This is a genomic window from Deinococcus murrayi DSM 11303, assembly GCF_000482805.1.
Lineage (GTDB): Bacteria > Deinococcota > Deinococci > Deinococcales > Deinococcaceae > Deinococcus > Deinococcus murrayi.
On the sequence record NZ_AXWT01000026.1, the window covers coordinates 22019 to 47736 of the forward strand.

26 protein-coding genes and 2 tRNA genes are annotated in these 25718 nt (G+C 69.2%); 17 read left to right on the plus strand and 11 right to left on the minus strand.

Annotated features, from left to right (window positions below; all coding sequences use genetic code 11):
* Nucleotides 1-16: 16 nt before the first annotated feature.
* A complete protein-coding gene (locus H565_RS0106585) occupies nt 17-691 on the minus strand; it encodes a hypothetical protein (RefSeq protein WP_027460345.1) in 675 nt (224 codons plus the stop codon).
* Between the two features lie 66 nt (nt 692-757).
* Here H565_RS0106585 and H565_RS0106590 point away from each other — a divergent pair, with 66 nt between their 5' ends.
* Nucleotides 758-1426: a PIG-L deacetylase family protein gene (locus H565_RS0106590; protein WP_034405809.1), complete on the plus strand. Its 669-nt coding sequence runs from the start codon at nt 758-760 to the stop codon at nt 1424-1426.
* A gap of 117 nt (nt 1427-1543) precedes the next feature.
* On the opposite strand, the gene H565_RS0106595 is transcribed toward H565_RS0106590, so the two are convergent.
* Nucleotides 1544-2029 carry a hypothetical protein gene (locus H565_RS0106595; RefSeq protein ID WP_027460347.1) on the minus strand — a complete coding sequence of 162 codons (486 nt, stop codon included), beginning with the start codon at nt 2027-2029 and terminating at the stop codon, nt 1544-1546.
* A 7-nt stretch (nt 2030-2036) separates the two neighbouring features.
* On the minus strand, nt 2037-3002 hold the full coding sequence (locus H565_RS0106600) for an ABC transporter substrate-binding protein (RefSeq protein WP_027460348.1): 966 nt from the start codon (nt 3000-3002) through the stop codon (nt 2037-2039).
* A 140-nt stretch (nt 3003-3142) separates the two neighbouring features.
* Here H565_RS0106600 and H565_RS0106605 point away from each other — a divergent pair, with 140 nt between their 5' ends.
* The gene (locus tag H565_RS0106605; protein ID WP_027460349.1) at nt 3143-3352 is read left to right on the plus strand and encodes a hypothetical protein; all 210 of its coding nucleotides are present in this window, start codon (nt 3143-3145) and stop codon (nt 3350-3352) included.
* Nucleotides 3353-3463: 111 nt separating this feature from the next.
* Complete coding sequence (locus H565_RS0106610) at nt 3464-4159, plus strand: hypothetical protein (RefSeq protein ID WP_027460350.1); 696 nt, start codon at nt 3464-3466, stop codon at nt 4157-4159.
* Between the two features lie 68 nt (nt 4160-4227).
* Here the strand turns inward: H565_RS0106610 and H565_RS0106615 are convergent, their stop codons facing one another.
* Nucleotides 4228-6189 carry a S9 family peptidase gene (locus tag H565_RS0106615; RefSeq protein WP_027460351.1) on the minus strand — a complete coding sequence of 654 codons (1962 nt, stop codon included), beginning with the start codon at nt 6187-6189 and terminating at the stop codon, nt 4228-4230.
* Nucleotides 6190-6391: 202 nt separating this feature from the next.
* On the opposite strand from H565_RS0106615, the gene H565_RS0106620 reads away from it, so the two are divergent.
* From H565_RS0106620 to H565_RS0106640, 4 genes are all read left to right on the plus strand, one after another.
* Nucleotides 6392-6643, plus strand: a complete 252-nt coding sequence (locus H565_RS0106620; protein WP_027460352.1) for a hypothetical protein — start codon at nt 6392-6394, stop codon at nt 6641-6643.
* A 40-nt stretch (nt 6644-6683) separates the two neighbouring features.
* Entirely contained in the window at nt 6684-7793 is a 1110-nt protein-coding gene (locus H565_RS0106625; protein WP_034408617.1) for a M20 family metallopeptidase, read from the plus strand.
* Complete coding sequence (locus H565_RS0106630; RefSeq protein WP_027460354.1) at nt 7793-8092, plus strand: hypothetical protein; 300 nt, start codon at nt 7793-7795, stop codon at nt 8090-8092. The genes H565_RS0106625 and H565_RS0106630 overlap by 1 nt, the downstream gene beginning before the upstream one ends.
* Nucleotides 8093-8356: 264 nt before the next feature.
* Nucleotides 8357-8743: a VOC family protein gene (locus tag H565_RS0106640; RefSeq protein WP_027460355.1), complete on the plus strand. Its 387-nt coding sequence runs from the start codon at nt 8357-8359 to the stop codon at nt 8741-8743.
* Between the two features lie 38 nt (nt 8744-8781).
* Here H565_RS0106640 and H565_RS14555 read toward each other — a convergent pair whose 3' ends face one another.
* Entirely contained in the window at nt 8782-9243 is a 462-nt protein-coding gene (locus H565_RS14555; protein WP_027460356.1) for a hypothetical protein, read from the minus strand.
* A gap of 259 nt (nt 9244-9502) precedes the next feature.
* On the opposite strand from H565_RS14555, the gene H565_RS0106650 reads away from it, so the two are divergent.
* From H565_RS0106650 to H565_RS0106690, 9 genes are all read left to right on the plus strand, one after another.
* On the plus strand, nt 9503-10342 hold the full coding sequence (locus tag H565_RS0106650; protein ID WP_027460357.1) for an HpcH/HpaI aldolase/citrate lyase family protein: 840 nt from the start codon (nt 9503-9505) through the stop codon (nt 10340-10342).
* Nucleotides 10343-10412: 70 nt separating this feature from the next.
* Nucleotides 10413-11531 (plus strand): carbohydrate kinase, encoded by a 1119-nt coding sequence (locus tag H565_RS0106655; protein WP_027460358.1) that lies wholly within the window; start codon nt 10413-10415, stop codon nt 11529-11531.
* Between the two features lie 20 nt (nt 11532-11551).
* Nucleotides 11552-12499 carry a pseudouridine-5'-phosphate glycosidase gene (locus H565_RS0106660; protein ID WP_034408623.1) on the plus strand — a complete coding sequence of 316 codons (948 nt, stop codon included), beginning with the start codon at nt 11552-11554 and terminating at the stop codon, nt 12497-12499.
* An 81-nt stretch (nt 12500-12580) separates the two neighbouring features.
* The gene (lpdA, locus tag H565_RS0106665; protein WP_027460360.1) at nt 12581-13987 is read left to right on the plus strand and encodes a dihydrolipoyl dehydrogenase; all 1407 of its coding nucleotides are present in this window, start codon (nt 12581-12583) and stop codon (nt 13985-13987) included.
* A gap of 142 nt (nt 13988-14129) precedes the next feature.
* Nucleotides 14130-14204 (plus strand) — tRNA-Glu (locus H565_RS0106670).
* A 118-nt stretch (nt 14205-14322) separates the two neighbouring features.
* Nucleotides 14323-15381 (plus strand): glucose-1-phosphate thymidylyltransferase, encoded by a 1059-nt coding sequence (locus tag H565_RS0106675; RefSeq protein ID WP_027460361.1) that lies wholly within the window; start codon nt 14323-14325, stop codon nt 15379-15381.
* A gap of 56 nt (nt 15382-15437) precedes the next feature.
* Nucleotides 15438-16046 (plus strand): YceD family protein, encoded by a 609-nt coding sequence (locus H565_RS0106680; protein WP_027460362.1) that lies wholly within the window; start codon nt 15438-15440, stop codon nt 16044-16046.
* Complete coding sequence (moaC, locus tag H565_RS0106685) at nt 16043-16570, plus strand: cyclic pyranopterin monophosphate synthase MoaC (RefSeq protein ID WP_027460363.1); 528 nt, start codon at nt 16043-16045, stop codon at nt 16568-16570. The genes H565_RS0106680 and moaC overlap by 4 nt, the downstream gene beginning before the upstream one ends.
* 10 nt (nt 16571-16580) lie before the next feature.
* A complete protein-coding gene (locus tag H565_RS0106690; protein WP_027460364.1) occupies nt 16581-18107 on the plus strand; it encodes a bactofilin family protein in 1527 nt (508 codons plus the stop codon).
* Nucleotides 18108-18210: 103 nt separating this feature from the next.
* Here the strand turns inward: H565_RS0106690 and H565_RS0106695 are convergent, their stop codons facing one another.
* Complete coding sequence (locus H565_RS0106695; RefSeq protein WP_027460365.1) at nt 18211-18600, minus strand: helix-turn-helix domain-containing protein; 390 nt, start codon at nt 18598-18600, stop codon at nt 18211-18213.
* A 271-nt stretch (nt 18601-18871) separates the two neighbouring features.
* Between H565_RS0106695 and H565_RS0106700 the strand changes: the two genes are divergently transcribed.
* Entirely contained in the window at nt 18872-19123 is a 252-nt protein-coding gene (locus tag H565_RS0106700) for a hypothetical protein (protein ID WP_027460366.1), read from the plus strand.
* 62 nt (nt 19124-19185) lie between these two features.
* Here the strand turns inward: H565_RS0106700 and H565_RS0106705 are convergent, their stop codons facing one another.
* The 5 genes from H565_RS0106705 to H565_RS0106725 all read right to left on the minus strand — a co-directional run bounded on the left by H565_RS0106705 (nt 19186) and on the right by H565_RS0106725 (nt 25704).
* A complete protein-coding gene (locus tag H565_RS0106705) occupies nt 19186-20439 on the minus strand; it encodes a bifunctional folylpolyglutamate synthase/dihydrofolate synthase (RefSeq protein WP_027460367.1) in 1254 nt (417 codons plus the stop codon).
* Between the two features lie 32 nt (nt 20440-20471).
* Nucleotides 20472-21425: a manganese-dependent inorganic pyrophosphatase gene (locus H565_RS0106710; protein ID WP_027460368.1), complete on the minus strand. Its 954-nt coding sequence runs from the start codon at nt 21423-21425 to the stop codon at nt 20472-20474.
* Nucleotides 21426-21496: 71 nt separating this feature from the next.
* Nucleotides 21497-24073 carry an S-layer homology domain-containing protein gene (locus H565_RS0106715; protein ID WP_027460369.1) on the minus strand — a complete coding sequence of 859 codons (2577 nt, stop codon included), beginning with the start codon at nt 24071-24073 and terminating at the stop codon, nt 21497-21499.
* Between the two features lie 276 nt (nt 24074-24349).
* Nucleotides 24350-25552, minus strand: coding sequence for a tRNA guanosine(34) transglycosylase Tgt (gene tgt, locus H565_RS0106720; RefSeq protein WP_034408633.1), 1203 nt, complete (start codon nt 25550-25552; stop codon nt 24350-24352).
* A gap of 76 nt (nt 25553-25628) precedes the next feature.
* Nucleotides 25629-25704 (minus strand) — tRNA-Gly (locus H565_RS0106725).
* Nucleotides 25705-25718 lie beyond the last annotated feature (14 nt).

A 25718-nucleotide genomic window follows, 5' to 3' on the forward strand; every position in this document is an offset into this window, starting at 1 on the left:
GCAGTTCCGCCCGCTGTCAAAAGGCCGCCGAACGCTCCAGCGGCGGCGTCAGCGGTCTGGCCCCCAGCGCCCGCACCAGCCGGAAAAAGGCCAGGTCGTGTGCCGGACTCGTCCAGGCGGGCGACTGCACGAGCAGCAGGGCCGTGACCTCGGCGGGGTCGGGCCAGCGCAGGCCCCGCGCCAGGGTCACCCGCTCGCGCACGTCCGGGGGCAGCAGCGGCGTGACCTCACCCCAGGTGCGCTCCAGGTCGTACCCCTCCGCGACGGGCAGCCCCGCGTGCCAGTCGGGGTAGAGGCAGGTGTACCCCCCCGCCCGCCCCGCCGCCAGCGCCAGCCCCGCCCAGTTGCCGGGCCGCACCCGCGCCCGGTCCCCGCTGAGGCTGGCGAGGTCGTGGTGACTGTCCACGTTCAGGACCTGGGCACCGGGAAAACCCGCGAGCCAGTTCCAGGCGTCTGCGTGGGTCAGGGTGACGTGGGTCGGAATCCCGGCATACCGTTCCAGCGCCTCCCAGCCGGGATACAGCGGAAAGTCAGCGGCCAACGCGGCCCAGCCCCCGCCGCCGCGCCTCTGGGCACGCGCTCGCCACGCCTCCACCCGGTCTTCCTCGCGGTCGCGACTTCCCCAGATTGGCGCGTCGAAAACGAGTTCGCGGGTGCCGGAAAAGGCGTCCCAGTCGACCGAGAGCAGCAGGGGCGCGGCGGGCATGGGCTGAGGGTACCGTGCTGCTCTCTCCTGGGCCGCCCTATCCTGGGCCGCATGAGTCACCCCCTTAAGCTGCTCCTCATCGTGCCCCACCCCGACGACGAGGTGTACGGGGCCGCCGGAACCCTGATGGACTTTCTGGAAGAAGGCCACCCCTGCGGGTTGGTCACCCTCACCCGCGGCGAGGCGGGGCGCACCCTGGGGCTGGCCGCAGGACCCGAAGAACTCGCCCGAATGCGGGCCGCCGAACTGCGGGCCTGCCTCGACGAGATTGGCCTGACCACCCACCCCGGCAGCGTCCACGAGGGGCACGCCTTTCCCGACAAGGCCCTACAGGGCCAGCCCCTGGGGACACTCGTGGAAGTCGCGCGGGAGGCGCTGACCCGTTTGCGGCCCGAAATCGTGCTGACCTTTCCCCCCAACGGCAGCAACGGCCACCCCGACCACGTGACCACCCACCGGGCGGTGAGGGCCGCGTGGGAGAGCCTGCCGCCCGGCGAGCGCCCCCGCCTGTGGTACTACGCCAGCCCCACCCCCCCGGAACGCGAGGACCTGCGGGCAGCGTGGCTCGCGCCCAACGTGCGCCGGGACGTCACGCGGCACGTGACCCGCAAGCTGCGGGCCATCGGGTGCCACCGCAGCCAAGCGCTCAGCACGGTGGATTTCCTGCGCAAGTTTCCAGAGCGCATCACCGAAGAGACGTTTTACGAGGTAGGCGCGTAGGCCCAGGGAGGGCAAGGGCACTCGTGCGGATTTCCTCCAGAGAGTCGCCCCCGCAAGGAGCAAGAAGGGTCAGATTGAGAGAACCCCGCACTTCGCTCAGGGTGACCTGGGGACGTCTCAGGGGGCGAAGGTGCGGGGGTCGGGGGCCTCGGCGCAGGTGGCCGGGGTGAGGTCGTACCAGCCCAGAGGCCGCAGGCTACGGCCACAGGCGGCGAGGTAGGCCTCGGCATAACGCTCTGGCCACTGCTCCCACAGTTGACGGTGGTAGGCGCTCAGGCCTTCGAGGGACGAAGCCCCCAACTGGAGATACAAGCCCGCTGCGCAGTGGCCGTACTCGTGGGCCGCGACCCGCACGAGGTCGTGCCGCGACAGCGCCGGGTCGATGTCCACCACGCAGCCCCAGGCAAAGGGCGCGGTCAGGGTGTACCCCGCGTAGGGCGTGTCCCCCCGCCGCGCCAACGCCCCCGGTGTTACCCAGCGCCAAGTGACGGTGACCCCGTGGACGGCGGTGCTCCACTGGGCAGCGTCGCGCGGAGTGCTCACGAAGGTGCAGCCCGATAGCAGCGGGGTCAGCAGGGACAGGGACAGGAGCCAGCGCCTCACGCGAACGTCACCGCAGTGTCTTGCTGATGAGGCTGTTGGTGTAGAAAGTGCTCGCCTTGGTTCCGGCGGGGAGGCTGCCCTGTGCGACGAGGGCGGCGACCGCCTTGGCCCAAGCGGCGGGGTCGCTCGCGCCCAGGCCGTTCGCCCGCGTGTAGGCGCTTTGCATCAGCGGCACGCTGGCCCGCAGCACCTCCAGGCTGCCGCCCCCGGTGCCAAAGACGGGCTGGGCGACCCGAAAGGCCCGCGCCGGGTCGCCCACCGTGAACTTCAGCCCCCGCTGCGAGGCCCGCACGACCCGGCGGGCGAGGTCGCCCCTCAGGGTCTTGTCCAGGGTGATGAGGCCCACCCCCACCATCGGGTAGGCCGCCGAGAGGTCGAGGGTATAGACCCGTTCGCCGGACTGCCGCAGCCCCACCACCTCGTTGTTGAGGTATCCCACGGCGGCATCCACCCGCCCCGCCCGCACCGCTTCGAGCTGGGTAAAACCGATGGAGGCCAGCCGCACGTCCCGGCCCTCGCGCAAGCCTGCCTCGGCCAGCAGGGCGCGGGTGGCGGCGTAGCTGCTGCCAAAGGTGCCGGGAATGCCCAGCGTCTTGCCCCGGAGGTCCGCCGGGCGGCTCAGGGGCTTCGTGCTAAAAATCGTCACGGGCGACTTCTGATACATCGCCATGACGTAGCGCACCGGGGCGCCCTGGTTGCGGGCAAAGACCGCGTCCTCCGGGTCGCCCACCACAAAATCCAGTTTGCCCTGAAGGAGCAGCGGCATCAGTTCGGAGACGTAGCCGTGCTGAAACTTCACGTTCAGGCCCTCGGCGCGGTAGTAGCCCAGCTTGTCGGCCACATAAAAGGGCGTGAACTGCACGTTGGGGATATACCCCAGCCCGATGGTGACGCTTCGGGAAGCCCCCTGCGCCGACGCCCCACCAGCGGCGAGCAGCGGGAGCAGGAGGAGGAGGGCACGGGCACGCTTCATGGAGGCGAGTATAGGGCGGCGCTCCGCTCGGCTCAGAAACAGAGCCGACGTTTCTGAGGGCTGCCCCCCCGGCCCACCTCCACACGCCACGCCGCCCCGACGGGACACCCCGGCAGGGCCGACTATGGCAGCATACGTGCATGGATTTGAACGCCTGGCGGCCTGAGGACACGGCGCGGCGCCTCTCGATCATGGGCGCGAGCAGCCTGGGAACGTTCTTGTGGGTGGGCTTGTGGCTGGGGTCGGGCTTTAACCCGCTGCTGGCCCTGCTGCTCGGCGCGGCAGCGGGGGTCATCATTCACCTCATCGCCTACCCGATTTTGCGAGCGCTGCTGCGGCGCGGCGGCTAAGGGCGACACAGAACGAGGCACCGCTGGGGTGCTAGACTGCGGGGTACGCCTGCGGAACGCGGCGGAGGCAGCCGACTTCCGGCTCCCCCGCGACCCAGGGAAAGGACCCCCATGACCGACGACACCAAGCCGCAGCTCACGGAAGGCGCGGCCACGACCGAGACCGCTGACCAGCTCTCCGCCGACCAGACCCCCGCCGAACTGCGCGATATCCTCCCCGAACTCGCGGGCGAACCCGACGAGGACCCGGTGCTTGACGCCCAGGAAGCCCAGCAAGAAGGCTGGAGCGCTGAGGCCGACAGCGCCGAAGACGATGAGGAAGAGTACATCGACGCGGACGACCTGCTGGAGCTGCTCGCCGAGATGAAGGAAATGCTCGAGACCCAGAGCAAGGAAATCCGTGGTCTACGCCGCGAGATGCGCGAACTGCGCGAAAGTCAGGGCTTCCAGGGCGGTCAGGGCGGCTTCCGGCCCCGCGAGGACCGCGGCGGCTACCAGGGCGGCGACCGGGGCTTCCGGCCCCGCGAGGACCGTGGCGGCTACCAGGGCGGCGGCGACCGGGGCTTCCGGCCTCGCGAAGACCGCGGCGGCTACCAGGGCGGCGGCGACCGGGGCTTCCGGCCTCGCGAAGACCGCGGCGGCTACCAGGGCGGCGGCGACCGGGGCTTCCGGCCTCGCGAGGACCGTGGCGGCTACCAGGGCGGCGGTGACCGGGGCTTCCGGCCTCGCGAGGAGGGCGAGCAGACCTTCCGCCCGCGCCCCCGCGTCGACCGCGGCTGGGGCAACAAACGCCGCGATGAGGAATAAGACGGACTGACAGCAAAAAGGGCCGGGAGGAGCTTCCCGGCCCTTCCCCTTATGAGGGGTCAGCTTCCCTACGCCAGCCAGCGTTCCAGCCAGTTCAGGTACTCCTCCAGCCTCTTGACCCGGCGGTCGGGGCGGCCAGAGCGCGAGAGTTCGTGGTCCTCGCCGGGAAAGCGCACGAAGCGGGTGGGCACCCCGTGCAGGTGCAGGGCGGCGTACCACTGCTCGGCTTGCTCTATCGGGCAGCGGTGGTCGAGGACCGAGTGGACAATCAAGGTGGGCGTCCGCACGGCCTCCACGTACTTCAGCGGACTCATCTCCCACAACTGCCCCGCGTCTGCCGAACGGTGAAAGTTCAGGCCGAGTTCGTCGTCCCAGAAACGAAGCCCAATGTCCGAGGTGCCGCCAAAGGAAAGCAAGTTGCAAATCGAGCGGTCGGTGACCGCCGCCCGGAAGCGGTTCGTGTGTCCGGTGAGCCAGTTCGTCATGTAGCCGCCGTAGCTGCCGCCCATCACGGCGCTGCGTTCGCCGTCGAGCCGGGGGGACGCCTCCAGGCAGCGGTCAAAAAAGGCCAGCAGGTCGGCCATATCCACGCTGCCCCAGCGCCCGTAAATCGCAGAGGCCCACGCCTGCCCGTAGCCCGCGCTGCCGCGGGGGTTGCTGTAGCACACCCCGTAGCCCCGCGCCGCCAGCAGTTGAAACTCGTGGGTAAAGGCGTGCCCGTAGGCGGTGTGCGGCCCCCCGTGAATGCTGAGCAGGGCGGGCACCCGCGCCTCGCCGTCCGGAAGCAGCACCCAGCCTTCGCCCTCCTGCCCCTCCTCGGTGGTGAAGGTCACCCGCTGCGGAGCGCGGGGGGCAAAGGGCAGCGCCGCGCCGAGGTCGGTCACGGGCTGCCCGTTCAGCTCGACTTCCGGAAAGCGGTCGGCCCGCTCGCGGATGAGGGCCACGCCGCCCCCCCGCGCGGTAAAGGCGGGAATGACCCCTTCCGGGTCGTGGTCCTGCGGCGTGACCGCTCCGTCTAGCCCCACCCGGAAGAGGCCACATGAGCCGCCCACCGTGCTGCTGAAGAGGAGGGTCTGGTCGTCCACCCAGGTGGGCAGTGTGGGGAAGGCCCCCACGTGGACATCGCCCCCCACGAGGTTGCCGACCGGGAAATCCCAGCCCTCGTCCAATCGCCGCCACTCGCCCCCCGGCCCGCAGAGGAAGAGGTGGGCGTCTTCGGGACTGCCCTTGCCCTGGGGGCGGCCCACGATCACGAAGCGCTCGCCGTCCGGGTGCGGCACGACCGCCCCCACCGCCGAGTTCCAGCGGGTGAGCTGCTCGCGCTCGCCGCTGTGGGCGAGGCGGTAGACCTCCTGCCGCCACTGGGCCGCGTCCATCTCGCCCTGAGAGGAAATCAGCAGCACGCCGGAGCTGTCGGGCAGCCAGGCGTAGCCCGCAATCTCTACCTCCGGGGCGTGCCATTCCTCCAGCCGCTCGGCGGCCACGTCGTAGCGCCACAGCCGCGCGGGCCGTTCGGGCAGCCAGTCGCGCCCGTTAAAGCGGTAGCGCGGGCGGGTGAGCACGCGGGCTTCGCCGCGCTCGTCTCTGAGGTCCTCGTCGTCGGCAGTGCTCAGGAACGACAGAAAACGCCCGTCCGGACTCCACTGCACGTCCTGCACGGGATTTTTGAAGTGGGTGAGCCGCCGGGCTTCCCCGCCCCCCAGCGGGAGCCAAAAGAGCTGGCCCTTCTCGCCGCCGCCCGCGCGCACGAAGGCGAGCGCCCTGCCGTCCGGCGACCAGCGGGGCGAGGAGTCGCGGGTTCCCTCCGCGTGGGTGACCCGCCACGCCGCCTCGCCCTCCCCCGCGAGCCACAGCGCCGAGCGGTAGCGCGGTTTGGGAAAGTCAGGGTCGGGGTTGCGGGGGTCTTCTTCCTCCACCCGCGTGAGGACGTAAGCCACCCGCCGCCCGTCCGGGCTGACCTGGGGGTCCGAAGGAAACTGGAGGGCAAGCAGGCTGTCGGGACCGGGAAGCGCCGGCGTGGGTGGGGTCATGCCGCAGTCAAGCACAGCCCGCGCCCGCCCGTGCAAAGGGATGCTTCTCCTCATGAGACCGCCCTCAAGGCTCTGCTGAGTGCCCGGCATCGTCCGTCTCAGGTCGCCCGGCTACGCTACCCATACCGGACGTTCCGGGATGTTGTCCATCCGCCCTTCCCCGGCGGAGGCTGTTGCCGTCTTCTTCTCTAGGAGGCTCTCCATGCAGGAACTGTCATGCACCTGGGTGCCGGGCACCCTCGATGTCGTGCGGGTGCGCCTGCGCCCCGGACGGCCCGCACAAACGGCGAGTGCTGGCTCTGCGGCTGCCCCCAGCAGCACCACCACCACCACCATCGAACTCACGAGCACCCGGCTGGCCCGTATCTTCGGGCCGCGGGCACTTGATGACCTGTATCTCAAGGGCCGCGCCACCGTGCAGGCAAGTCCGCAGCAGCTCGCGGCGCTGACCTGAAGCTGCCGTGATACAGAGCGGGCGCTATAGCATGGGCCGCATGGTGTCCCTGCCTCCGGCCCCGGACCTCGCCGCCCTGCTGGAGGACCTGCGGGTCCTCACCGAGCTGGAATCGCCCTCCACCGACCCCGGCGCCATTGCCCGCGTGATGGACGTGGCTGAAGCCTGGGCGCTGGAGCTGGGCGGCACGGTGCAGCACCTTTCCGGCGGCACCCGGCGCTTTGCCTTTGGGGAGACGGGCGCGGCCCGGCCCCTGCTGCTGCTCGCACACGCCGACACGGTGTGGCCGCATGGCACCCTGCGGGCAATGCCCTGGCGGGTGGAAGGCGACCGCGCCTACGGCCCCGGCACCTACGACATGAAAGCGGGGCTGGTGGGGGCCTTTCATGCCTTGCGGACGCTGGCGGGCGGCTGGCCCCGCGGCGGGGTGGTCCTGTTGCTGACGCCCGACGAGGAAACGGGCAGCGCGAGCAGCCGGGAGCACATCGAGGCCGCCGCACGGGAGAGCCGCGCGGCCCTGGTCCTGGAGCCGCCCGTGGCCGACACCCACGCCCTGAAGGTGGGCCGCAAAGGGGTCGGCGACCTGCACTTGCACTTCCGGGGGGTCGCCTCACACGCGGGCAACAAGCCGGAGGAGGGCGCGAGCGCGATTACCGAGGCCGCTCACGCGGTCCTCGCGGTGCAGGCGCTTGCCCGCCCGGAGCTGGGCACCACCGTCAGCGTGGGGCGCATCGCCGGGGGCGGGGCCATCAACGTGATTCCGGCAGAGTGCTCCCTCGACGCCGACGTGCGGGTCGCGACCCTGGCTGAGGCCGACCGGGTGATGGCGGCCCTGGAGGGCCTGGAGCCGCGTGACCCCCGCGTGACCCTGACAGTGACGGGGGGCCTCAACCGCCCGCCCTTCGAGCGTGGCCCCGGCACCCAGGTCCTGTTCGAGCAGGCGCAGGCAGCGGCCCGCGAGCTGGGCTTCGAGGTCACGGGCGAGGTCGTCGGAGGCGGCAGCGACGGCAACTTCACCGCGCCGCTGTGCCCCACCCTCGACGGGCTGGGTGCCCCCGGCGACGGGGCACACGCCGCCCACGAGCACGTTCGCCTCGACCGCTGGCCCGCCCACGTGCAGCTCCTGACCCGGCTGATGCAGGGGCTGTGATGTTCGGCTTTCTGCGCCGCTCTTCCGCCGGGCATCCCCTGGTGCGGCAAGACGACCCCAGCACCTTCCGGGTGCGGGTCCGCACGCACCGGCACGGCGAGGTCGTCGAGGTCCGCTTGACCAAGGCCGCCCACATCGGCGCGGACGACGGGGGCGGCTACGTCTTTCGCAAGGCCGTGGTCAGCCCGCAGCACTTCGACCGGGGCGAACTCGTCGTGCGCTTTGATGGCCGCTACCGGGTCATCGGGACCGAGGCCGAGGGCCTGGACTTCATCCCGGTCGCCGAGTGGGAGGACTGACCCTCCTCCCGCGTTTGTGCTCCGCCGACTCCCCCCACATCCCCTAACCCCCCTGGCACCGGAACGCCCCCGAAAGGCTGTGCCCCCACCGTCACGGACATGAAGTTCCCCACCGGCGGCCCCCGCACCGCGCCGCGCCGCGCCCTGGAACCGGGAGCGCCGCGGCTCCTGCGGCTCCTGCTGCCATAAGCACACTCAGCCGGAGTGCTGGCCGCTGGCCGCTGGCCGCTGGTCGCTGGCGGCTGGCCGCTCTAGGCTGCCCCCATGCGCGCCCTAGAAACCTGCCTTTACGTCGACGACCTGGACCGGGCGGAAGCCTTTTATTCGGGGGTGCTCGGCCTCCCGCTTTACAGCAAGGTCGCCGAGCGGCACCTCTTTTACCGGTTGGAGGAGAGCATGCTGCTGCTGTTTCATCCCCAGGCGAGCGCCCAACCCGGCGACGTACCGCCGCACGCGGGAAAACCGGGCGGACACGCCTGCTTCGCCGTGGCGCGGGAGGAAACGGACGCCTGGCAAGCGCGGCTGGAAGCTGGCGGCCTCACGATCACCCGCTACGCTTGGGGCGACCGGGGCGAGAGCTTGTACTTTCATGACCCCGCCGGAAACGTGCTTGAACTGGCCCCCGCGAGCATCTGGGGCTTCCCGGCGTGACCCTGCCACCACGAGCTGGAACGGCTGCCCAGCGCGTGTCAGCCGTTGCAGGTACCCTCCGGCAGCGCCGTGGGTGGCGCCACGGCCACGTTGCCGTTCGCATCGACCGCTACATCGAGCTTCAGCTTGAAGCTGAAGTTATCGGTTGGCCCCTGACTGATAAGCCGCACATGGACCTGGCCGCTGGCCTGAGCGGGGAGACCCCCCGCCGCGAGATCCAGGGTCGCTTTGCCGTTGAGCGCGGCGCGGTAGAGGCGTCCGGCTTCGGTGCGGCCCCCGAAGTTCTGGAGGTTGACGTTCAGCCGCGCGGTTGTCCCGGAAGCGTCGGTCCGGACCTGTCCGACGAGGTGCACGGTGCCGCTCAGGACCACGGTCTCGCCGGGGGCACAGGGGTTGGGCACGCCCAAGGTGACGGGGACCCGCAGGTTGACGTGGGTGGGGGCCACCGCCGAAGCGGCGCCGAGCGAAGCGAGGGCCAGCACAGCGAATCGGTGGGACATGGAAAGTCTCCTCCCTTGTTGCAGGGGATGGACCGCGCGGCGTTGTGGGGATATCCACCTGTCAGCGTAGGCTCCACGGTTCCCCGCCGCGTGATGGACACTCCAAGCCCGTACGCTCCCTTTCCTCATCCTGCCGTCAGCCTCAGCGGGGGGGACGCCATAATCGGAGCCATGCCCCGCCCCCTGCGCTTTTTGCTGGTCCTCCTCCCCTTCCTCTTGGCGTCGAGCGCGGCGCAGCCCCGTCCTCAGGAGGCCGGGCGTGAGGCTTAGGCCCTGGCGCTCGGTGCTGTACGTACCCGGCGACCAGCCCCGCGCCCTCGAAAAAGCCCGCACCCTGGGGGCCGACGCGGTGATTCTGGACCTAGAGGACGCCGTCGCGCCCGAACACAAGGACGCGGCCCGCGAGAACGTGACTGGGGCGCTGCGGACCCCGTGGCCCAGTCCGGTGCTCGTGCGGGTCAACGGCCCCGGCACCCCCTGGGCCGAGACTGACCTCGCGTGGGTGCGGGGGGCGGGGGCAGACGGCCTGGTCCTCCCCAAGGTGGAGGACACCGCCGCCCTGCAGGGCCTCCCGCCCGGCCTGCCCCTCTGGGCGATGGTCGAAACCCCCCTGGGCGTGCTGCGGGCCGCCGAGATTGCCGCCGCTCCCGGCGTGGCGGGCCTCATCGCGGGGGCGAACGACCTTGCCCGCGCCCTGCGGACCCGCCCCGACCCCGCCCGAACGCCCCTGCTGCCCGCCCTCTCAGCGGTGGTGCTCGCCGCCCGCGCCTTTGGCAAGGTGCCGCTGGACGCCGTTTACAACGACGTCCGCAACCTGGAGGGCTTTGAGCGCGAGTGCGAGCAGGGCCGCACCCTGGGCTTTGCGGGCAAGACCGTCATTCACCCCCAGCAGGTTGCCGCCGCCAACCGCGCTTTTGGGGTGTCGGAGGCGGACGCGCAAGCGGCGCGGGACCTCATCGCGGCCTGGACCGCAGCCAGGGCAGAAGGCCGCAGCGTGGCCACCTATCGGGGCGCTTTGGTCGAGGCCATGCACGTCGAGGAGGCTCAAGAAACGCTCGCCCTCTGGGAGGCGACCCGACAGGACCAACCCCTCGCCTAGCGCCGCGGACAAGCAGGGGCCTGCCGAAAGATTGCTTCATCTCAATAAAAAAGCTTACTATGATTAAGCCATGCCTCCCTCCCTGACTGACCGCGAACGCGAGTTGCTCGCGCTGATACGGGAAGCCCCGCTGAGCACCCCGGAAGAACTCGCTCGGCGGCTGGGCACCTCGCGGGGGGCGGTCAATGTGCACGTCAGCAACCTCATTCGCAAGGGGGCGCTGCTGGGGCGCGGGTACGTGCTCGCGCCGGACGCCTCTCCCTGGGTGGCGGTGGTCGGAGGGGCAAATGTGGACCTCAAGGCCCGTACCCTCGCGCCCGCCATGCCCGGCACCAGCAACCCCGGCACGGTCACGCAGGCCCCCGGCGGCGTGGCCCGCAACGTCGCGGAGAACCTGGCGCGGCTGGGCGTAGACACTCGCCTGGTTGCGGCGGTGGGCCGCGACCCCCAGGGTGAGTGGCTGCTGGCCGAAACCGAGCGGGCTGGGGTGGACGTCCGCTCGGTGCTGCGCGCCGACGGACCAACCGGGACATATGCGGCGGTCCTCGACGACCAGGGCGAGCTGCTGCTGGCCGTCGCCGCGATGGGAAGCATGGACGCTTTGACGCCTGCCGCCCTGCGGGAGCGCCGGGGCGTGCTGCGCGGGGCCGCTTGGGTCGTCGCGGACGGCAACCTGAGTCCGGAGACCCTCACGCACCTCCTCGCCCTGTGTGCCGAGGCAAGCGTGCCCGCAGTCTTTGAACCCGTCAGCGAACCCAAAGCGGCGCGGTTGCTGCCGGCGCTGGAGGCGGGGCTGGCCCCCCACATGGTCACCCCGAATGTCGGGGAACTGGGGGTGCTGCTGGGCCAAGCGGTGCCGAACACGGCGCAAGCCCTGCGGGAGGCCGCGCAGGCACTGCACGCCCGCGGCATTCACACCGTGTGGGTGCGCCGGGGCGAACGCGGCAGCCTGCTCTCCTCGCCGGACGGGGTGGCCGAACTCCCCGCTCTGCCCGCTGCCGTCACCGACGTGACGGGCGCGGGCGACGCGATGCTTGCCGCCTTCCTCGCGGCGCGGTTGAGCGGGGCGGGACCGGAGGAAGCCGCGCGGCACGGCCACGCCGCCGCCGCCCTCACCATCGAAAGTCCGCACACCGTCTCCCCCACCCTCACGCCCGCCGCGGTGCGCTCGCGCCTCGCCGGGGCCTGACCCCCTCCTCAGGAGTTTCCATGCCCAGCTCTTTTTCCCTGCGTCCCGCCGTCGCCGCCCACACCGACCTCCACCCCGAAGTGGCGGACGCCCTGGCGAGCGGTCAAGCCGTCGTCGCCCTGGAAAGCACCATCATCAGCCACGGGATGCCCTATCCCCAGAATGTCGAGATGGCGCGGGGGGTGGAAGCGGTTGTGCGCGAACACGGGGCGGTGCCCGCCACGATTGCCGTGCTGGGCGGACGGCTCAAGGTGGGCTTGACCCCCGACGAGCTGGAACTGCTCGCCACGGACCAGAACGTGCAAAAAATCAGCACCCGCGACCTGCCCGTTACCGTGGCGCTGGGGCAGCACGGGGCGACCACGGTGGCGTCCACCATGCGCGTCGCGTCACTGGTGGGCATTCGGGTCTTTGCCACCGGGGGCACGGGCGGCGTGCACCGGGGGGCGGGCGAGACGATGGACATCAGCGCCGACCTCACCGAACTCGCCCGCACCGACGTCTGCGTCGTCAGCGCCGGGGTCAAGAGCATCCTCGACATCGGCCTCACGCTGGAGGTCCTCGAAACCCAAGGGGTGCCCGCCATCACGCTGGGGGCAAGCGAGTTCCCCGCCTTCTACTCACGCCGCAGCGGATTTGCCTCGCCCCTCACCGTCGCCTCGGAAGCCGAGGCCGCCCGCGTCCTGCACGCCAAGTGGTCCCTGGGCCTGACGGGGGGCGTGCTGCTCGCCAACCCCATTCCCCAGGAGGCCGAGATTCCCACGGAGGAGATTGCGCCCCACATCGAGCGGGCGCTCGCGGACATGGCCGCCCTGGGGCTGACGGGCAAGGAGACGACCCCCTACCTGCTGGGCCGCCTGGTGGACATCACCGGGGGCCGCAGCCTCGCCGCCAACATCGCCCTGGTGCGCCACAACGCGGCGGTGGCCGCACGGGTGGCTTCGGCTTACGCAGCGTTGCAGGAGTAGCTGCCCCCCCCTGGCGGCTGTCCTTGCCTCAGGAACGCGCTGCCATTCGCCTCGAAGGGGGGTGGTAGGCTCGGAAGCGGTATGGACGCATATGACGTGTTGGTGATTGGGGGCGGTCCTGCCGGGTACGTGGCCGCGATTCGGGCCGCGCAGCTCGGCTTCCGGGTGGCCTGCGTGGACGCCTTCGAGCGCGGCGGCAAGGCCAGCCTCGGCGGCACCTGCCTCAACGTGGGCTGCATTCCCAGCAAAGCGCTGCTGGACTCCAGCGAACGCTTCGAGATGATTCGGCACGACGCCGCCGAGCACGGCATTCAGGTGGAGGGTGCCCGCCTGGACCTGGCCAAGATGCTGGGCCGCAAGGAGAGCGTGGTCGACAAGCTCACGGGGGGCATCGCCTATCTCTTCAAGAAAAACAAGGTGACGAGCTTTCACGGCCTGGGCCGCCTGGTCCGCCAGGACGAGGGCGGCTGGGTCGTCGACGCCGCCGGGACCGAAGTCGTCGCCCGGCATGTCATCGTGGCGACGGGGAGCAGCCCCCGCGAACTGCCGCTGGCCCCCTTTGGCGGGCACGTCGTGGAAAACAGCGGAGCGCTCGCATTTGAGGCGGTGCCCGGCCAGCTCGGCATCATCGGCGCGGGCGTTATCGGTGTCGAACTCGGCAGCGTGTGGCGCCGCCTGGGGGCGCAGGTCACCATCCTCGAAGCCCTTCCCGGCTTCCTGATGGCCGCCGACGAAGCGGTCAGCAAAGAGGCCCTCAAGCAGTTCCAGAAGCAGGGCTTGGAGTTCCACTTCGGCGTTCAAATCACTGCCGTCACGCCCGACGAGTCCGGCGTAACCGTCACCTACACCGAAAAGGAACAGGAGGTGACCGCCCGCTTCGACAAGCTGATTGTGTCCATCGGGCGGGTGCCCAATACGGCGGGGCTGGGTGCTGAGGCAGTCGGCCTGGAACTCGACGAGCGCGGCTTCGTGAAGGTAGACAGCCACTACCGCACCAACCTGCCCGGCGTGTATGCGATTGGGGACGTCATCGGGGGGGCCATGCTCGCACACAAGGCCGAGGAAGAGGGCGTGGCCCTCGCCGAGACCCTCGCGGGGCAGGCCGGGCACGTCAACTACGACGTCATCCCCTGGGTGATTTATACCTCGCCGGAAATCGCCTGGGCAGGCCTCACCGAACAGCAGGCGAGGGACAAGGGCCACACGGTCAAAACCGGGCAGTTCCCTTTCAGCGCCAATGGGCGGGCGCTGGGACACGGTGACCCCCGCGGCTTCGTGAAGGTCGTCGCCGACGCCGACACCGACCGGATTTTGGGCGTCCACATGGTCGGCCCCAACGTCTCCGAGCTGATGGGCGAGGTGGTCGCCATCATGGAGTTTGGTGGCAGCGCCGAGGACCTCGCCCGCACCGTGCACGCCCACCCCACCCTCTCGGAAGTGGTCAAGGAAGCCGCCCTGGCCGTCGACAAACGCGCCCTGCATCTGTAAGCCGCTGGGGGGGTGGGCGCGGCATCACCCCCCCCGCTTGACGAATGTGGCCGCGCCCGTTATTCTCCTGTGCGTGCCGGAAACGGCGCCCCTTGAAAGGCAGCGAGCGGAGGCCACCAGCCAAAGCGAACTGAAGTGGTGTGGCCCCATCGTCTAACGGTTAGGACACTACCCTTTCAAGGTAGCGATACGGGTTCGAATCCCGTTGGGGTCACCACAAACGAAAGCTCCCGCCCTTTGCGGCGGGGGTTTTTGTTTCGTTATGGCCCGTCTCGGCGCACATTCCTGCACTTTTTCTCAAGTCGTCGCCGCGGGGCGCGTGGAATCATCGGGGCATGAAAGCCATCATCCCCGCCGCAGGCCTGGGCACCCGCCTGCGTCCCCTCACCTATACCCGCCCCAAGCCGGTGCTGCCGGTGGCGGGAGCGCCCATCATCGTGCACGCGCTGCGGACCCTGCTGGCCGCCGGAATCACGGACATCGGCATCATCGTCTCGGACGCCACCCGCACCGAAATCGAGCAGACACTGGAACAGGCCCCCGGTGCTGGCGTCACCCTCATTGACCAGCACCAGCAGCTGGGGCTGGGGCACGCTGTCCTCACCGCCCGCGAGTGGGTGGGGACCGATGACTTCTGCGTGTACCTGGGCGATAACCTCTTTGAACACGGGGTGCGGCCCTTTATCGAGCGCTTCGAGGCCGAGCGGCCCGCCGCCGTGATTGCCCTGGTCGAGGTGGCCGACCCCACCGCTTTCGGGGTGGCCGAACTCGATGGCGACCGCATCATCCGGCTCGTCGAAAAACCCAAAAATCCCCCCAGCAAGATGGCAGTGGCGGGTCTGTACTGCTTTACCCCGCAGGTCTTCGAGGTGCTGGACGGGATGCCCCCCTCGGCCCGCGGCGAATACGAAATCACCGACGCCATTCAGGGCCTCGTGGAGCGCGGCGAGCGGGTGCTGGGGCAGCGGGTGGAGGGCTGGTGGAAGGACACGGGCCGCCCCGCCGACCTGCTGGACGCCAACCGCCTGCTGCTGGAGCAAATCACCGCCGACATCCAGGGCGAGGTGGAGGATTCGCGCCTCACCGGACGGGTCATTGTGCCCGCCTCGGCGCGGGTGGTGCGCAGCAAGATTGTGGGTCCGGTGCTGCTCGGCGAGGGCGTGGTCATCGAGGACGCCTACATCGGCCCCTTCACCAGCGTGGGGCCGGGCAGCGTCATCGCACGGGCCGAGGTCGAACACAGCGTGGTCGATGCCGAGGCCCGCATTGAGGGCGTGCATACCCGACTGCAAGACTGCCTGATAGGGGTGCGGGCGCAGGTCCGCGGCGGACGCACCGTGCCCAGCACCCACAAGCTGACCCTCTCGGACGCCAGCATCGTCGAACTGGCCTGATACCTGACCGTGCCCCGCCCCCCGTGCCGCGCTGAGGGCGGGCCTATCATGGGCCGATGAACGACACCCCCCGCATTCACCTGGGGACCCTGCTGCGCCGCGAGGCCGACGCGCACGCCGAGGGTCAACTCGACCACCTCACCTACGAGCAGGGCGGCGAAGAGCAGCGCCTGAACTTTGCTGAACCTGCCCCCTACGAGATTGACGTCAATCCGCTGGGCGGCGGCGAGATGTACCTTCAGGGCGAGTTTTCGCCCACATTGGTCATGGAGTGCGCCCGCTGCCTGCGCGAGATGCCCGTGCCGCTCGAGCTGCGGCTGGGCACCCTGCTGCGCTACGACCCCGCCGTCACCGTGCCGCACCTGGAAGAAGCCGAGAGCGGCGAGGAGGTGCTCGTCTTTGGCGACCCCGACCTCGACCTCAGCGCCTACCTCGCCGAGACGGCGCTGCTCGCGGCCCCGCTGACCGTGCTGCACGCCCCCGACTGCCTGGGCCTGTGCCAGGTGTGCGGCCACGACCTCAACGAGGGGCCGTGCGAGCACAGCGCCCGCGTGCCCGTCGAAGCCATCGATGACCTGCTGGGCACCCCGGAAGGCACCGTCCACGCCCGGCAAAACCCCTTTGCCGAGCTGCGTGACCTGAAGCTGCCGGAGGGGCACGAGTGACCGAGGAGCGGAAAGCCCCCGCCCTCACCCACTTCCAGGGCGGCAATGCCCACCTCGTAGACGTGACCGCCAAGCCGCTGACCGTCCGCACCGCCACCGCCGAGGGCTGGGTGCGCCTGCCGCCGGAGGCCCGCGCCGCCCTGGAAGGGGGCCGCACCCCCAAGGGTGACCCCCTCGCGGTCGCGCAGCTGGCGGGGCTGGCGGGCAGCAAGCGCACCGCCGACCTCGTCCTGCTGTGCCACCCCATCCCCCTCACCGGGGCAGAGGTGAAGGTCACCCTAGAGCCGCCGGGAGTGCGGGTCGTGGCGACCGTCCGCACGACCGCCCCGACGGGGGTCGAGATGGAAGCCCTGACCGCCGTCACCGTGGCGGCCCTCAACGTCTACGACATGCTCAAGTCGAGCAGCCAAGCGCTGAGCATCGAGGGAGTGCGCCTGCTGCGCAAGACCGGGGGAAAGAGCGGCGACTACTTCGCCCCCGGTTTCCTCCCCGACACGGAAACCGGAACGGTCCCCCCCGCGTAAGGAGAAGCAGATGGGGACGGCAGAGCGCCCAGAGTGGCTTGACCTGCTGCGCCGCGAGGCCGACGGTGAACTCACCGGGGCCGAGCGGGCGCAGGTCGCCGCCTTGTCGCGGGACCCTGAGTTCAGGCGGCTGCGTGCTCACCTGACCCGCACCGAGACGCTGCTGCGCTCCCTAGAGCCGCCCCCTCCCGCCCGCCCCCTGGCCCCCGGCCTCGCGGCGGACATCGCCTGGAGTGCGGCGCTGTCTGCACCTCCCTCACCCGCCCTGCCTCGCCCCATCGCCGCCGAAGTCGCCTCGGCGGTGGCGCTGTCGGCCCGCTTGGAGACCCCTCCCCCCTCCCCCCACCCCCGGTCGGTGGCCGCTGCCGTCGCGAACGAGGTGGCCTGGAGCGCGGCCCTGCGCGCTGACCCGGCCTTGCCCGTTTCGCCCGGCAAGGTGGCGGCGGCAGTGACGGCCCGCATCGCAGCGGAGCGGCGGGGGGCGGAACCCACCCCGCCCTCACCCCGTCCCCACAACCCGGCGCCCACCCTGCTGGTGGGGGGCTTGCTGCTGGGGCTGACCCTGCTGGGGGTCACCGAAGCATGGCCGGGCCTCGCGGCGGGGGCCGACGTGCTGCGGGGGCTGGTGGCGGGCCTCTCGCCCCTGGTGGGGCTGGGGCTAGGGCTGCTGCTGCTTGTCAGCGCCCTGGTGGTCTGGAAGCCCACCCCCGCCGTGCAGCGGCTGGGGGCCGGGGGCTTTGTACTCTCGGCGGCGCTGACCCTGCCGCCCCTCTACCAGGCGGCGCAGCACAGCGGGGTGACCCTGGGCCAGACCCGCACGGTGGCCGGACCCGTGGCGGGCAACGTCATCGTGGTCGGCGGGGACGTACAGCTTCTGCCCAGCGCCCGCGTGGGGGGCGAGGTCGTGACCCTGTTTGGGGACGTGCGCCGCGCTCCTGGGGCCGAGGTGCGTGGCCAGGTGCATGCCCTGCTGGGACGAGTCCCCGGCGACGCGACCGCCCAGCAGACCCCGCCCCCCACCGGGCTGGGGCTGGCCACCGCCTCCGCCTTCCGGCCCCTGCTGGGCTGGCTCGGCGGGGCGGCATGGGGACCCATCTTCCTGGCGCTGACGGCAGGAGCACTTGGCCTGCTGTTTGCTACCGGAGCCGCGCCCCTGCTCGCCCGGCGGCAGCGCCACGCCCCGCTGCGGACCCTGGCCCTGGGGGTGCTGGCCCTGGCCGCCCTGCTTGGCCCGGCCCTCGCCCTGGCGCTGAGCGGGCTGCTCGTGCCGGGGCTGTTTGCCGTCGCCGCCGCGTTCCTGCTGGTGGCCACAGGCCTCAGCGTCAGCGCCTATGACGCTGGGCGAGCGGTGGCCTGCCGCCTCCGGCTCCCCCAGCCCGACGCGCTGGGCAGCGTGCTCGGCCTGGGGGGAGTAGCCCTGTGCCTCACCCTGCCGCCGCTGGTACTGGTGGTCGCTCTGGTGGGCGGGGCCTGGGGCGCGGGAACCTTGCTCCTTACCCGCGGCGGCGCGGACGCCGGGCACAGCCTGACCGCCTAGCCCACTGACCAAAACCCAAAAGGTGTGGCCCCAGCGCCGCGAGTTAGGACAACAGCGGAGCCGGGGCGCTGCTTGCCCCGGCCCGGCGTTGTTGAGCTGGGCGTCAGCCCAGGATGCGCTTGAGGTGCAGATAAATCTCGTACCAGTCGCCCTTGTCGCGGGGCCGCTTGCCACGCAGCTCGATGCGCGACAGGGTTCGAATCCAGTCGGGCGTGAGCTGGGCACCCAGCGTGGGGTCAGCGACCAGGTCGGCCAGGCCCTTGGGCAACGCTCCCTCCGTCGAGTCGCCGTAGAACTCGACACCCTCCAGCAGGTCGTGGACCGTGATGGCATACGCGCTCGCCAGCGTCTGAAGGGTCTCCAGACTGGGGTTGGTGCGGCCCCGCTCTAGGTCGCTGAGATAAGGCACGCTGATGCCCGCGCTCTCAGCGACGTCCTTGAGCCGCAGCCCGCGTTCGCTGCGCAGTTCGCGGAGCCGTTCATGCAGTTTCATCGTTCACCTCCTTGGCTGCGGCGGCGCACCCCCCTGGCCGGGCGGCGGTCTCGCCTGGAACGCCCCCCGCTTCCGGGCAGGCGGGTGGCCCGTGCACAGAACCGGACGTTCCCAGCCGGAGTGTAACACCGCCCCCCGATACGGTCAATACAGAATGAAGGCACGCTCTTCTTGCCTCTGCCGAGGGGGACTGCTAACATCAGGGCCACTGTTTGGCTGCCGTCCGAGCCTGCCTCGCCCCTGTTTCGCCCACCCGCCCCAGGAGGGCCTCATGCGTGCACTTGACATCATCGCCGCGAGCATTCGCAGCGGCCAGGCCCATCCCACCACCGTTCTCAACACCCTGATTGAGGCCGAAAATGAAGGAGGCCTGGGAGCCATTCGGCAGATTGAGCGGCACCTGGCGGTGGGCTTGCAAGCGCTGGAGGAGCGCCAGCATCCCCACAGTCCCCTGGCCCAAGCGTGGCTCAAAGCCACCCGCGCCTACCTGGTCACCCAGGCCGAGCGCCGACACGCCGTCTGACCCCCTTTTCCCTGCCGCTGCCCCCCGGCCCGGCCTGGGGGGGTTGTGGGGAAGCCCCTTGGCTACTGCCAACGCTCCCGCTCTTCGGGGGCCTCGCCGGGCAGCCCCAACAGCAGGGGCCGCACCTCTCCAATGAGGTAGAGGCTGCCGCAGACGGCAGCGCTGCTGCCCGGCGGCAACAGGGCGAGGGCCTCAGCGGGCGACCCAGCGAAGCGCACGGGGAGGCCGGTAAAGTGGGGGGCCAGCTCCTGCGGCGAAAGCGCCCGTGGGCTGAGGCGAGCGCGGGTCAAAATCACCTCCGCGGCGACCTCCCGCAGCGCCGAGGCCACCCCAGCCACGTCCTTGCCGGAGGACGCTCCGAAAACCAGCGGCAGGGGCGCGGCCCCCAGGCTGCGGAGCGCGGCAGCGAGGGCCTGCGCTCCTGCCGGGTTGTGTGCCCCGTCCAGCAGCACCCGCCCACCCCGCCACGGCACCACCTCCAAGCGCCCCGGCCAGACCACCCCAGCCGCCCCCGCCCGAATGGCCGCTTCGCCCACCCCCAACCGCCAAGCTGCCGCCGCCGCGAGCGCCGCGTTCGCGGCCCCGTGTTCGCCGAGCAGCGGCGTTTGAAGGTCCAAAGCCGCGCCGGGCAGCTCGACCCGGAGCGTCCAGCCCGCCCAACCCTGCGAGCGGGCCTCCACCTGCACCTCGCGGCCCAGCGCCCACAGGGCGGCTCCCTGGCCCTCCAGCTGGGGCCACAGGGCGGGCGGCACCCCGGTGACCGCCGGGCGACCGGGCCGCAGGATGCCCGCCTTTTCCGCGGCTATGGCTTCTAGGGTCTCCCCCAGAATCTCGGTGTGGTCGAGCGCCACCGTTGTGATGACGCTCAGGACCGGCTCCAAGGCATTGGTGGCGTCGAGCCGCCCCCCCAGCCCCACTTCCATCACGGCGACTTCGACTCCGGCCTCCGCAAAAAGGAGTGCTCCCAACGCGGTGACAATCTCGAAGAAGGTCGCCCCCACCGCCTCAGCGTGGGGCCGCACCCGCCCCAAGGCTTCCTCAATCTGCGGCGCGGGGCACTCCTGTCCGCCCACCACAAACCGCTCCGAAAAGCGGGTGAGATGCGGACTCGTAAAGAGACCCGTGCGGGTGCCGGAGGCCGTCAGCATGGCCGCGAGCGACGCTGCCGTACTGCCCTTGCCGTTGGTGCCCCCCACGAGCACGGTTTGAAAACCCCGCTGGGGAGAGTCCAGCCGGGCCAGCAGCGCCCGCACCCGCTCTAAGCCGGGATGCATTCCAAAGCGCTGCTGTGCGAACAGCCAATCGAGTTCATTCATTCCGGCAGCATAGGCTCACGCCGTCGCCAGGCTTAGCTCTGCGGGGTGAAGTAGGCTTCCAGAACGGGCACAATCTGCTTTTTGCGGCTGATGCGGTCTCCGAGGTCAGCCCGGTTGCCCTGCGTCTCCACGCCAAAGGCGTCCCTAAGGACCTTCGCCTCGGTCGCCGAAAGCACCAGTGTGGTGTTGTGCTCGCGCAGGATGTCCACCACCGAGAGCAGCACCCCGCTGAGGCCATCTTCGGCCCGCGCCCGGTCCATCGCCTCCAGCAACTCGGCCTGACGGCCCAGCACGTAGCCGGGGTTGGTGGTCTCCACCACACCGATGCCCCAGGTCTGCACGCCCTGGGGATGCGTCGCCTCACCAAAGGGGAACACCTTGTAGTCCATTCGCAGCAGCGTCTCGGCGGGCGTGTCGCCCAGGTCGCTCTTGGCCGCGAACATTGCCAGGGCGTAGGCTTCCACGTCCTCTATCCCCGCCACGGGAGCCAGCACCTCCACCGCCTGGCGGTCACGGTCGGTGGTGGTAGGGCTGCGGAAGTGGAGGGTGTCGCTCAGAATCGCACTCAGCATCAGCCGGGCGTCTACAGCTTCCACCTCCAGCCCCGCTTCTCGGTGCAGCGCCAGCAGGATGGTCGCCGCGCAGCCCACCGGCTCGAAGCGCAGGTAGGCGGGCTGGGCCGTCGTCAGGTCCCCCAGCTTGTGATGGTCAATCACCCGCGTCACCGTCAACTCGTGCAGGTTGGCCACCGACTGAGCGCTCTCGTTGTGGTCCACCAGCGCCACTGCGGTCCCGGCGGGCAGCTCTGGCAGCAGCTCCGGGGCCTCTACCCCCGCTTCCCGCAGCACGTAGGGCGTCTCGCGGTTTAGCTCGCCGAGGCGGTACGCCCGCGCCTCTACGCCCAGCCGGGTCAGCAGCCGGGCATACACCAGGGCCGAGGTGATGGCGTCGGTATCGGGGTTGGTATGTCCGAACACAGGCAACATGAGCCGATTCTAGCGGGCAGCACAACAAAAAGAGGACCCCGAAGGGTCCCCTTGTTCCTGCGCGGGCAGGCTTAGAAGTTGAAGTTGTAGCTGACGCGGAAGCCCTGGGCGACCGAGGTCTGGTTGGTCGTGGTCTGGTTGGGGGTCAGGTTGGTGTAGCGGAACAGACCGTAGTTGGCGGTCAGGCCGCTGAAACCAAGCTGCGCGTAGATGCCGTCGGTCTTGCCGCTCGCCCCACCGCGACCAGCGTAGATGTTGTTGGAAGCGGCGTTGAAGGCGTTGTCCGCAACACCCACGTTGACAGAAGCCACATTGTAGCCCTGGTAGTACGAGTAACCAACTCGGGCCGTCGCACTGGGAGCCAGGAACTGGTTAAAGGCCACGCCCACCTGACCCAGCAGCTCGGTGGTGGACCCATTCTGAACGCCGAAAGCCGTGCCAGTGTTGGTGATGCGGTTAACCGCGTTGGCGTACAGGCTGGGCTGCAGGGGCAACTCCGTCAGGGTCGCCGTGCTGAGGCGGATGCCGTACTTGACGGTGTTCTCCGACTCGTCCACGTTGTTCACGATGTTGCGGTCCGTCCGGAGCTGGTAACGCACCAGCGGCTGCAAGGTGATGCCCGCCACGGTGGTCGAGTAGTCCGCGTAGGCGTAGAACTCATTGAGAGGGTCGCTGTAGAAGTAAGCGTCGCCCACCGTGAAGTTCAGGTTCCGGACGAGGGCGTTTTCAGCCGAGCCGTTGTGGCTGAGCTGCACGCCGAAGGTGCTGGTCATCGGACGGGGCACGCCCGCGATGCCCATCCCCGCGTTGCCGAGGTTCGTGGCGCTGCGAACAGCGTTACCGCCGACCGTAGCGTTGTTGTAGAAGCCCACCAGCTCCAGCGCACCAAGCTTGGCGCCAGCCTTCACACCGAAGCCGGTCGTGCGGGTACCACCGCCGTAAGGCGTGTAGGTATCCCCATAGGCCCCCAGAGCCACCGGGCCAAGGTTGGTGCCCAGCGCCGCACCGAAGCCGGTCTGATTGGGAGCGTAGGGCATGGAGTTGGTCACCATCATGCCCGCATTCTCGGTGCCGTCCACCGCAAAGTCAGGGTCCACCGTGCGGTAGTTCACGCCGAAGGACGCGATGCCCAGGTTGGCGCGGGCTTCTGTGTAGAAGGCCTTATCGCCGTTCGTGAGGTAACCCTGGAAGTTGCCCGCCAGGAAGTTATTCGCGGGGACGTTGAGGGCGCTGATAACACCTTCACCCTTGAGGCTGATGCCGGCGACCTGTGCGCTGTAATCCAAGCCAAACGCCGTACGGTTGCCCTGAGCGTACGACACACCAACCGTGCTGGTGGCAGAGGGCTTCACAGCCGCGCGCACGCCGTAGTAGTTCACGGCTGCCGACGAGGAACCACCGATGGCGGCGTTGGTGCTGCTGCCCGTCACCGCCGTAATGGTCGGACGGAACGGCAGCGTGGTCGCTTCGATGGTCGCCACGATGCCAGGTCCAGTCAGGCCATCGGTGTTGTTGAACAGGTAATCGCTGAACTTAAAGGCATTGGCGGTCGTGTTATACCGAACGGTAAAGGCCTGGCCGTTGATGGTGCCCGCGAGGTTGGCATCACGGAGCTGAACCAGGTTAGGCACCCCACTGACCGTAGTCAGCCCAAAGTTCAGCCCCGCGCTGGTCACCACGACGCTGCCCGTCGTCGTGCGCAGGTTGGTCGCACGGATGCCAAAGGTGATCGTGCCAGAACGGTTGTAGTCGGCTGCAGTATCCGGCGTAGTGACGTCCGCATCACCCAGAATGCCACTCACTGGGGTACGGGCCGTCAGTCGGCTGACGTCGAAGTTGTCCGTGCCCGAAACCAGGTTCAGGCGACCGAAACCAGAGGTCAGGCCACCCACCACGCTGAAACGCGGCGCATTCTCCAGCGTCGTCACGCGGTTGGCCACGCCCGTCACGCGCTGATCGACCGCCGTCACGCGGCCCGCGAGGTTGTCGAAGTCGCTGCGGGTCACGAAGTCGGCCTGGGCGGTTTCGACGGCGCTGACGCGGTCCTGGAGGTCCAGGATGTCCTGGTTCAGCAGCACGGTCAGCTCGTTGAGAGCCGTGATTTGGGCGGCGTTGTCGTCGATGTCGCCGCGCAGGGTGTCGTACTCGTCGGCGCGGGCCGTGAGTTCTTCAATCTGGGCCTGAATCGCAGCGATAGCGGCAGCATCCCCATTGGCGGCGGCAAGCGCCTCAACGCGGGCTTCCAGACGGGTGAAGTCGTCGCGGCTGACCGCGTTCTCTTCGAGGTCGCTGACGCGAACGCCCAGCGCGGTCAGGTCAGCAGCGAGTTCCTGAATGGCGTTCTGGAGCGCCGTCAGGGTCTCGGTGTTGTCGATGGTGACCGTGCCCGTGCGGATCTGGTCGAGCAGGCGGGCGATGATGACGGCAGCCTCATAGCGGGTCAGATTCTGGGTGCCGCGGTAGGTACCGTCGGGGTAGCCCAGGATGATGCCCTGGCTGACGAGGCGGTCGATGGCGTCCTTGGCCCAGTGACCGGCGGGAACGTCGGTCAGCGTGGACACCTGGGGTGCCGTCGCCGGAGCGGTGGTCTGCGCCGCCGCCGCCCCAAAGGACAGCGCAGCAGTCAGAACGAGCAGGCTCTTCTTCATAAAACCCCCAAAACGTCGCGCGAGACCCGCAGCGGGCACTGTGATAGACGGTGGGGCGAGTTGCCGAGTTTCCTCTCCCGGTGTAGGCCGCCTTCCGCGTTTCTGCGCGCAACCTGACGCCCTGTGGCCTAAGACCTCAGAAAGTCAGATCAACGGGATGATACCCGCGTGAAGAAGTATGGGTCAACCCTGAGACGCCAGTAAAGCAGTAGAAATCTGCTCAAGACACGGGTTTCTGACGCAATGGTAAAGACAGCCGGGGCTTGAAAATCTTTTTTATAAGCTGCGGGCAGCAGGCGAACCCCCCGGCAGCGGTTGCTGGCTCGTCTCCAAGGCTGCCAAAAACCAAGAGGGGACAGCCTTTGGAAAGTAGCCTTCCGCCCAAGCTCTGGCCCATTCGGCAAATCGGCCCTCCTCGATGGCTGCCCGCGCCCGTTCCACCAAACGGTGGAGATAGCGGAGGTTATGGAGGGAGAGCATTCTGGGAGCCAGCATCTCCTCAGCACGCACCAGGTGGGCCAGGTAAGCACGGGTATAGTGCCGGCAGGCATAGCAGTCGCACTCTGGGTCCAGCGGTTCCAGCTGCTGCCGCGGCGCACTGGAGTTCATGTTTAGGCGGCCCCGGTCTGTCAAGGCATAGCCGAAGCGGCCCGTCCGGGTCGGATAAACGCAGTCAAACATATCCACGCCTAGGGCGATGCCCGCGACCAAATCCTCTGGATGCCCTACCCCCATCAGATATCGAGGCTTTTGCTCGGGCAGTCGCTCTGCGGTAAAGGCGACGATGGGAAACATCTCTTCTTTCGACTCGCCCACCGCCAACCCGCCGATGGCAAACCCTGGCGTGCCAAAAGGCAGGGTCTTTTCTAAGCTCAGCTCACGCAGGTCGCAGGAGATGCCCCCTTGCACAATCGCAAACAGCGCCTGGTCCTCCCTCGTTCTCGCCGCCTCACAACGTTCGAGCCAACGAACGGTTCTTTCGAGGCTGCGGCGGACATAGTCCGGCTCCGCTGGAAAAGGAGGGCATTCGTCGAATGCCATGATGACATCCGCCCCTAGGGCTTCTTGAACGGCCATACTTCGTTCGGGAGTCAGCACCACTTTGCTGCCGTCCAGATGGCTCTTGAAGGTCACGCCCTCTTCGGTAATCTTACGCATGTGGCCCAGGCTCATGACCTGAAAGCCTCCCGAATCTGTTAAAAAAGGACCGGGATATGCCGTAAAACCTGGAAGCCCCCCGTGGGCCGCCACCAGCTCTGGCCCAGGCCGCAACATCAGATGATAGGTATTGCCCAGAATCATCTGAGAGCCGACCTCCTTCAGCTCCTGGGGGCTGATGCCCTTCACTGAGCCTTGCGTTCCCACAGGCATAAACATCGGGGTTTGCACTGTCCCATGTGGAGTACGAAAGGAAGCCGTTCGCGCACGCCCATCACGGGAGAGAATCTCGAACTCAAACACTTGCCTATCTTGCCGCATCTGGCGCGCGGCAAAGGGAAGCGTCCCGCAACACACAACAAAAACCCCCCCACCGGAGAGGTGGGGGGGGTTGAAGTGGAGCGGGAGACGAGATTCGAACTCGCGACATCTACCTTGGCAAGGTAGTGCTCTACCAGCTGAGCTACTCCCGCGTTGTGTTGTCAAG

Coding starts and splice junctions, on each gene's coding strand:
- H565_RS0106605 (WP_027460349.1), top strand. CDS start 3,143: ATGGATTTGAACGCCTGGCGGCCTGAGGACACGGCGCGGCGCCTCTCG.
- H565_RS0106680 (WP_027460362.1), top strand. CDS start 15,438: ATGAACGACACCCCCCGCATTCACCTGGGGACCCTGCTGCGCCGCGAG.
- H565_RS0106625 (WP_034408617.1), top strand. CDS start 6,684: ATGGTGTCCCTGCCTCCGGCCCCGGACCTCGCCGCCCTGCTGGAGGAC.
- H565_RS0106675 (WP_027460361.1), top strand. CDS start 14,323: ATGAAAGCCATCATCCCCGCCGCAGGCCTGGGCACCCGCCTGCGTCCC.
- H565_RS14555 (WP_027460356.1), bottom strand. CDS start 9,243: ATGTCCCACCGATTCGCTGTGCTGGCCCTCGCTTCGCTCGGCGCCGCT.
- H565_RS0106655 (WP_027460358.1), top strand. CDS start 10,413: ATGCCTCCCTCCCTGACTGACCGCGAACGCGAGTTGCTCGCGCTGATA.
- H565_RS0106705 (WP_027460367.1), bottom strand. CDS start 20,439: ATGAATGAACTCGATTGGCTGTTCGCACAGCAGCGCTTTGGAATGCAT.
- H565_RS0106695 (WP_027460365.1), bottom strand. CDS start 18,600: ATGAAACTGCATGAACGGCTCCGCGAACTGCGCAGCGAACGCGGGCTG.
- H565_RS0106590 (WP_034405809.1), top strand. CDS start 758: ATGAGTCACCCCCTTAAGCTGCTCCTCATCGTGCCCCACCCCGACGAC.
- H565_RS0106660 (WP_034408623.1), top strand. CDS start 11,552: ATGCCCAGCTCTTTTTCCCTGCGTCCCGCCGTCGCCGCCCACACCGAC.
- H565_RS0106710 (WP_027460368.1), bottom strand. CDS start 21,425: ATGTTGCCTGTGTTCGGACATACCAACCCCGATACCGACGCCATCACC.
- H565_RS0106620 (WP_027460352.1), top strand. CDS start 6,392: ATGCAGGAACTGTCATGCACCTGGGTGCCGGGCACCCTCGATGTCGTG.
- tgt (WP_034408633.1), bottom strand. CDS start 25,552: ATGCGGCAAGATAGGCAAGTGTTTGAGTTCGAGATTCTCTCCCGTGAT.
- H565_RS0106600 (WP_027460348.1), bottom strand. CDS start 3,002: ATGAAGCGTGCCCGTGCCCTCCTCCTCCTGCTCCCGCTGCTCGCCGCT.
- H565_RS0106690 (WP_027460364.1), top strand. CDS start 16,581: ATGGGGACGGCAGAGCGCCCAGAGTGGCTTGACCTGCTGCGCCGCGAG.
- H565_RS0106630 (WP_027460354.1), top strand. CDS start 7,793: ATGTTCGGCTTTCTGCGCCGCTCTTCCGCCGGGCATCCCCTGGTGCGG.
- lpdA (WP_027460360.1), top strand. CDS start 12,581: ATGGACGCATATGACGTGTTGGTGATTGGGGGCGGTCCTGCCGGGTAC.
- H565_RS0106640 (WP_027460355.1), top strand. CDS start 8,357: ATGCGCGCCCTAGAAACCTGCCTTTACGTCGACGACCTGGACCGGGCG.
- H565_RS0106715 (WP_027460369.1), bottom strand. CDS start 24,073: ATGAAGAAGAGCCTGCTCGTTCTGACTGCTGCGCTGTCCTTTGGGGCG.
- H565_RS0106700 (WP_027460366.1), top strand. CDS start 18,872: ATGCGTGCACTTGACATCATCGCCGCGAGCATTCGCAGCGGCCAGGCC.
- H565_RS0106615 (WP_027460351.1), bottom strand. CDS start 6,189: ATGACCCCACCCACGCCGGCGCTTCCCGGTCCCGACAGCCTGCTTGCC.
- H565_RS0106610 (WP_027460350.1), top strand. CDS start 3,464: ATGACCGACGACACCAAGCCGCAGCTCACGGAAGGCGCGGCCACGACC.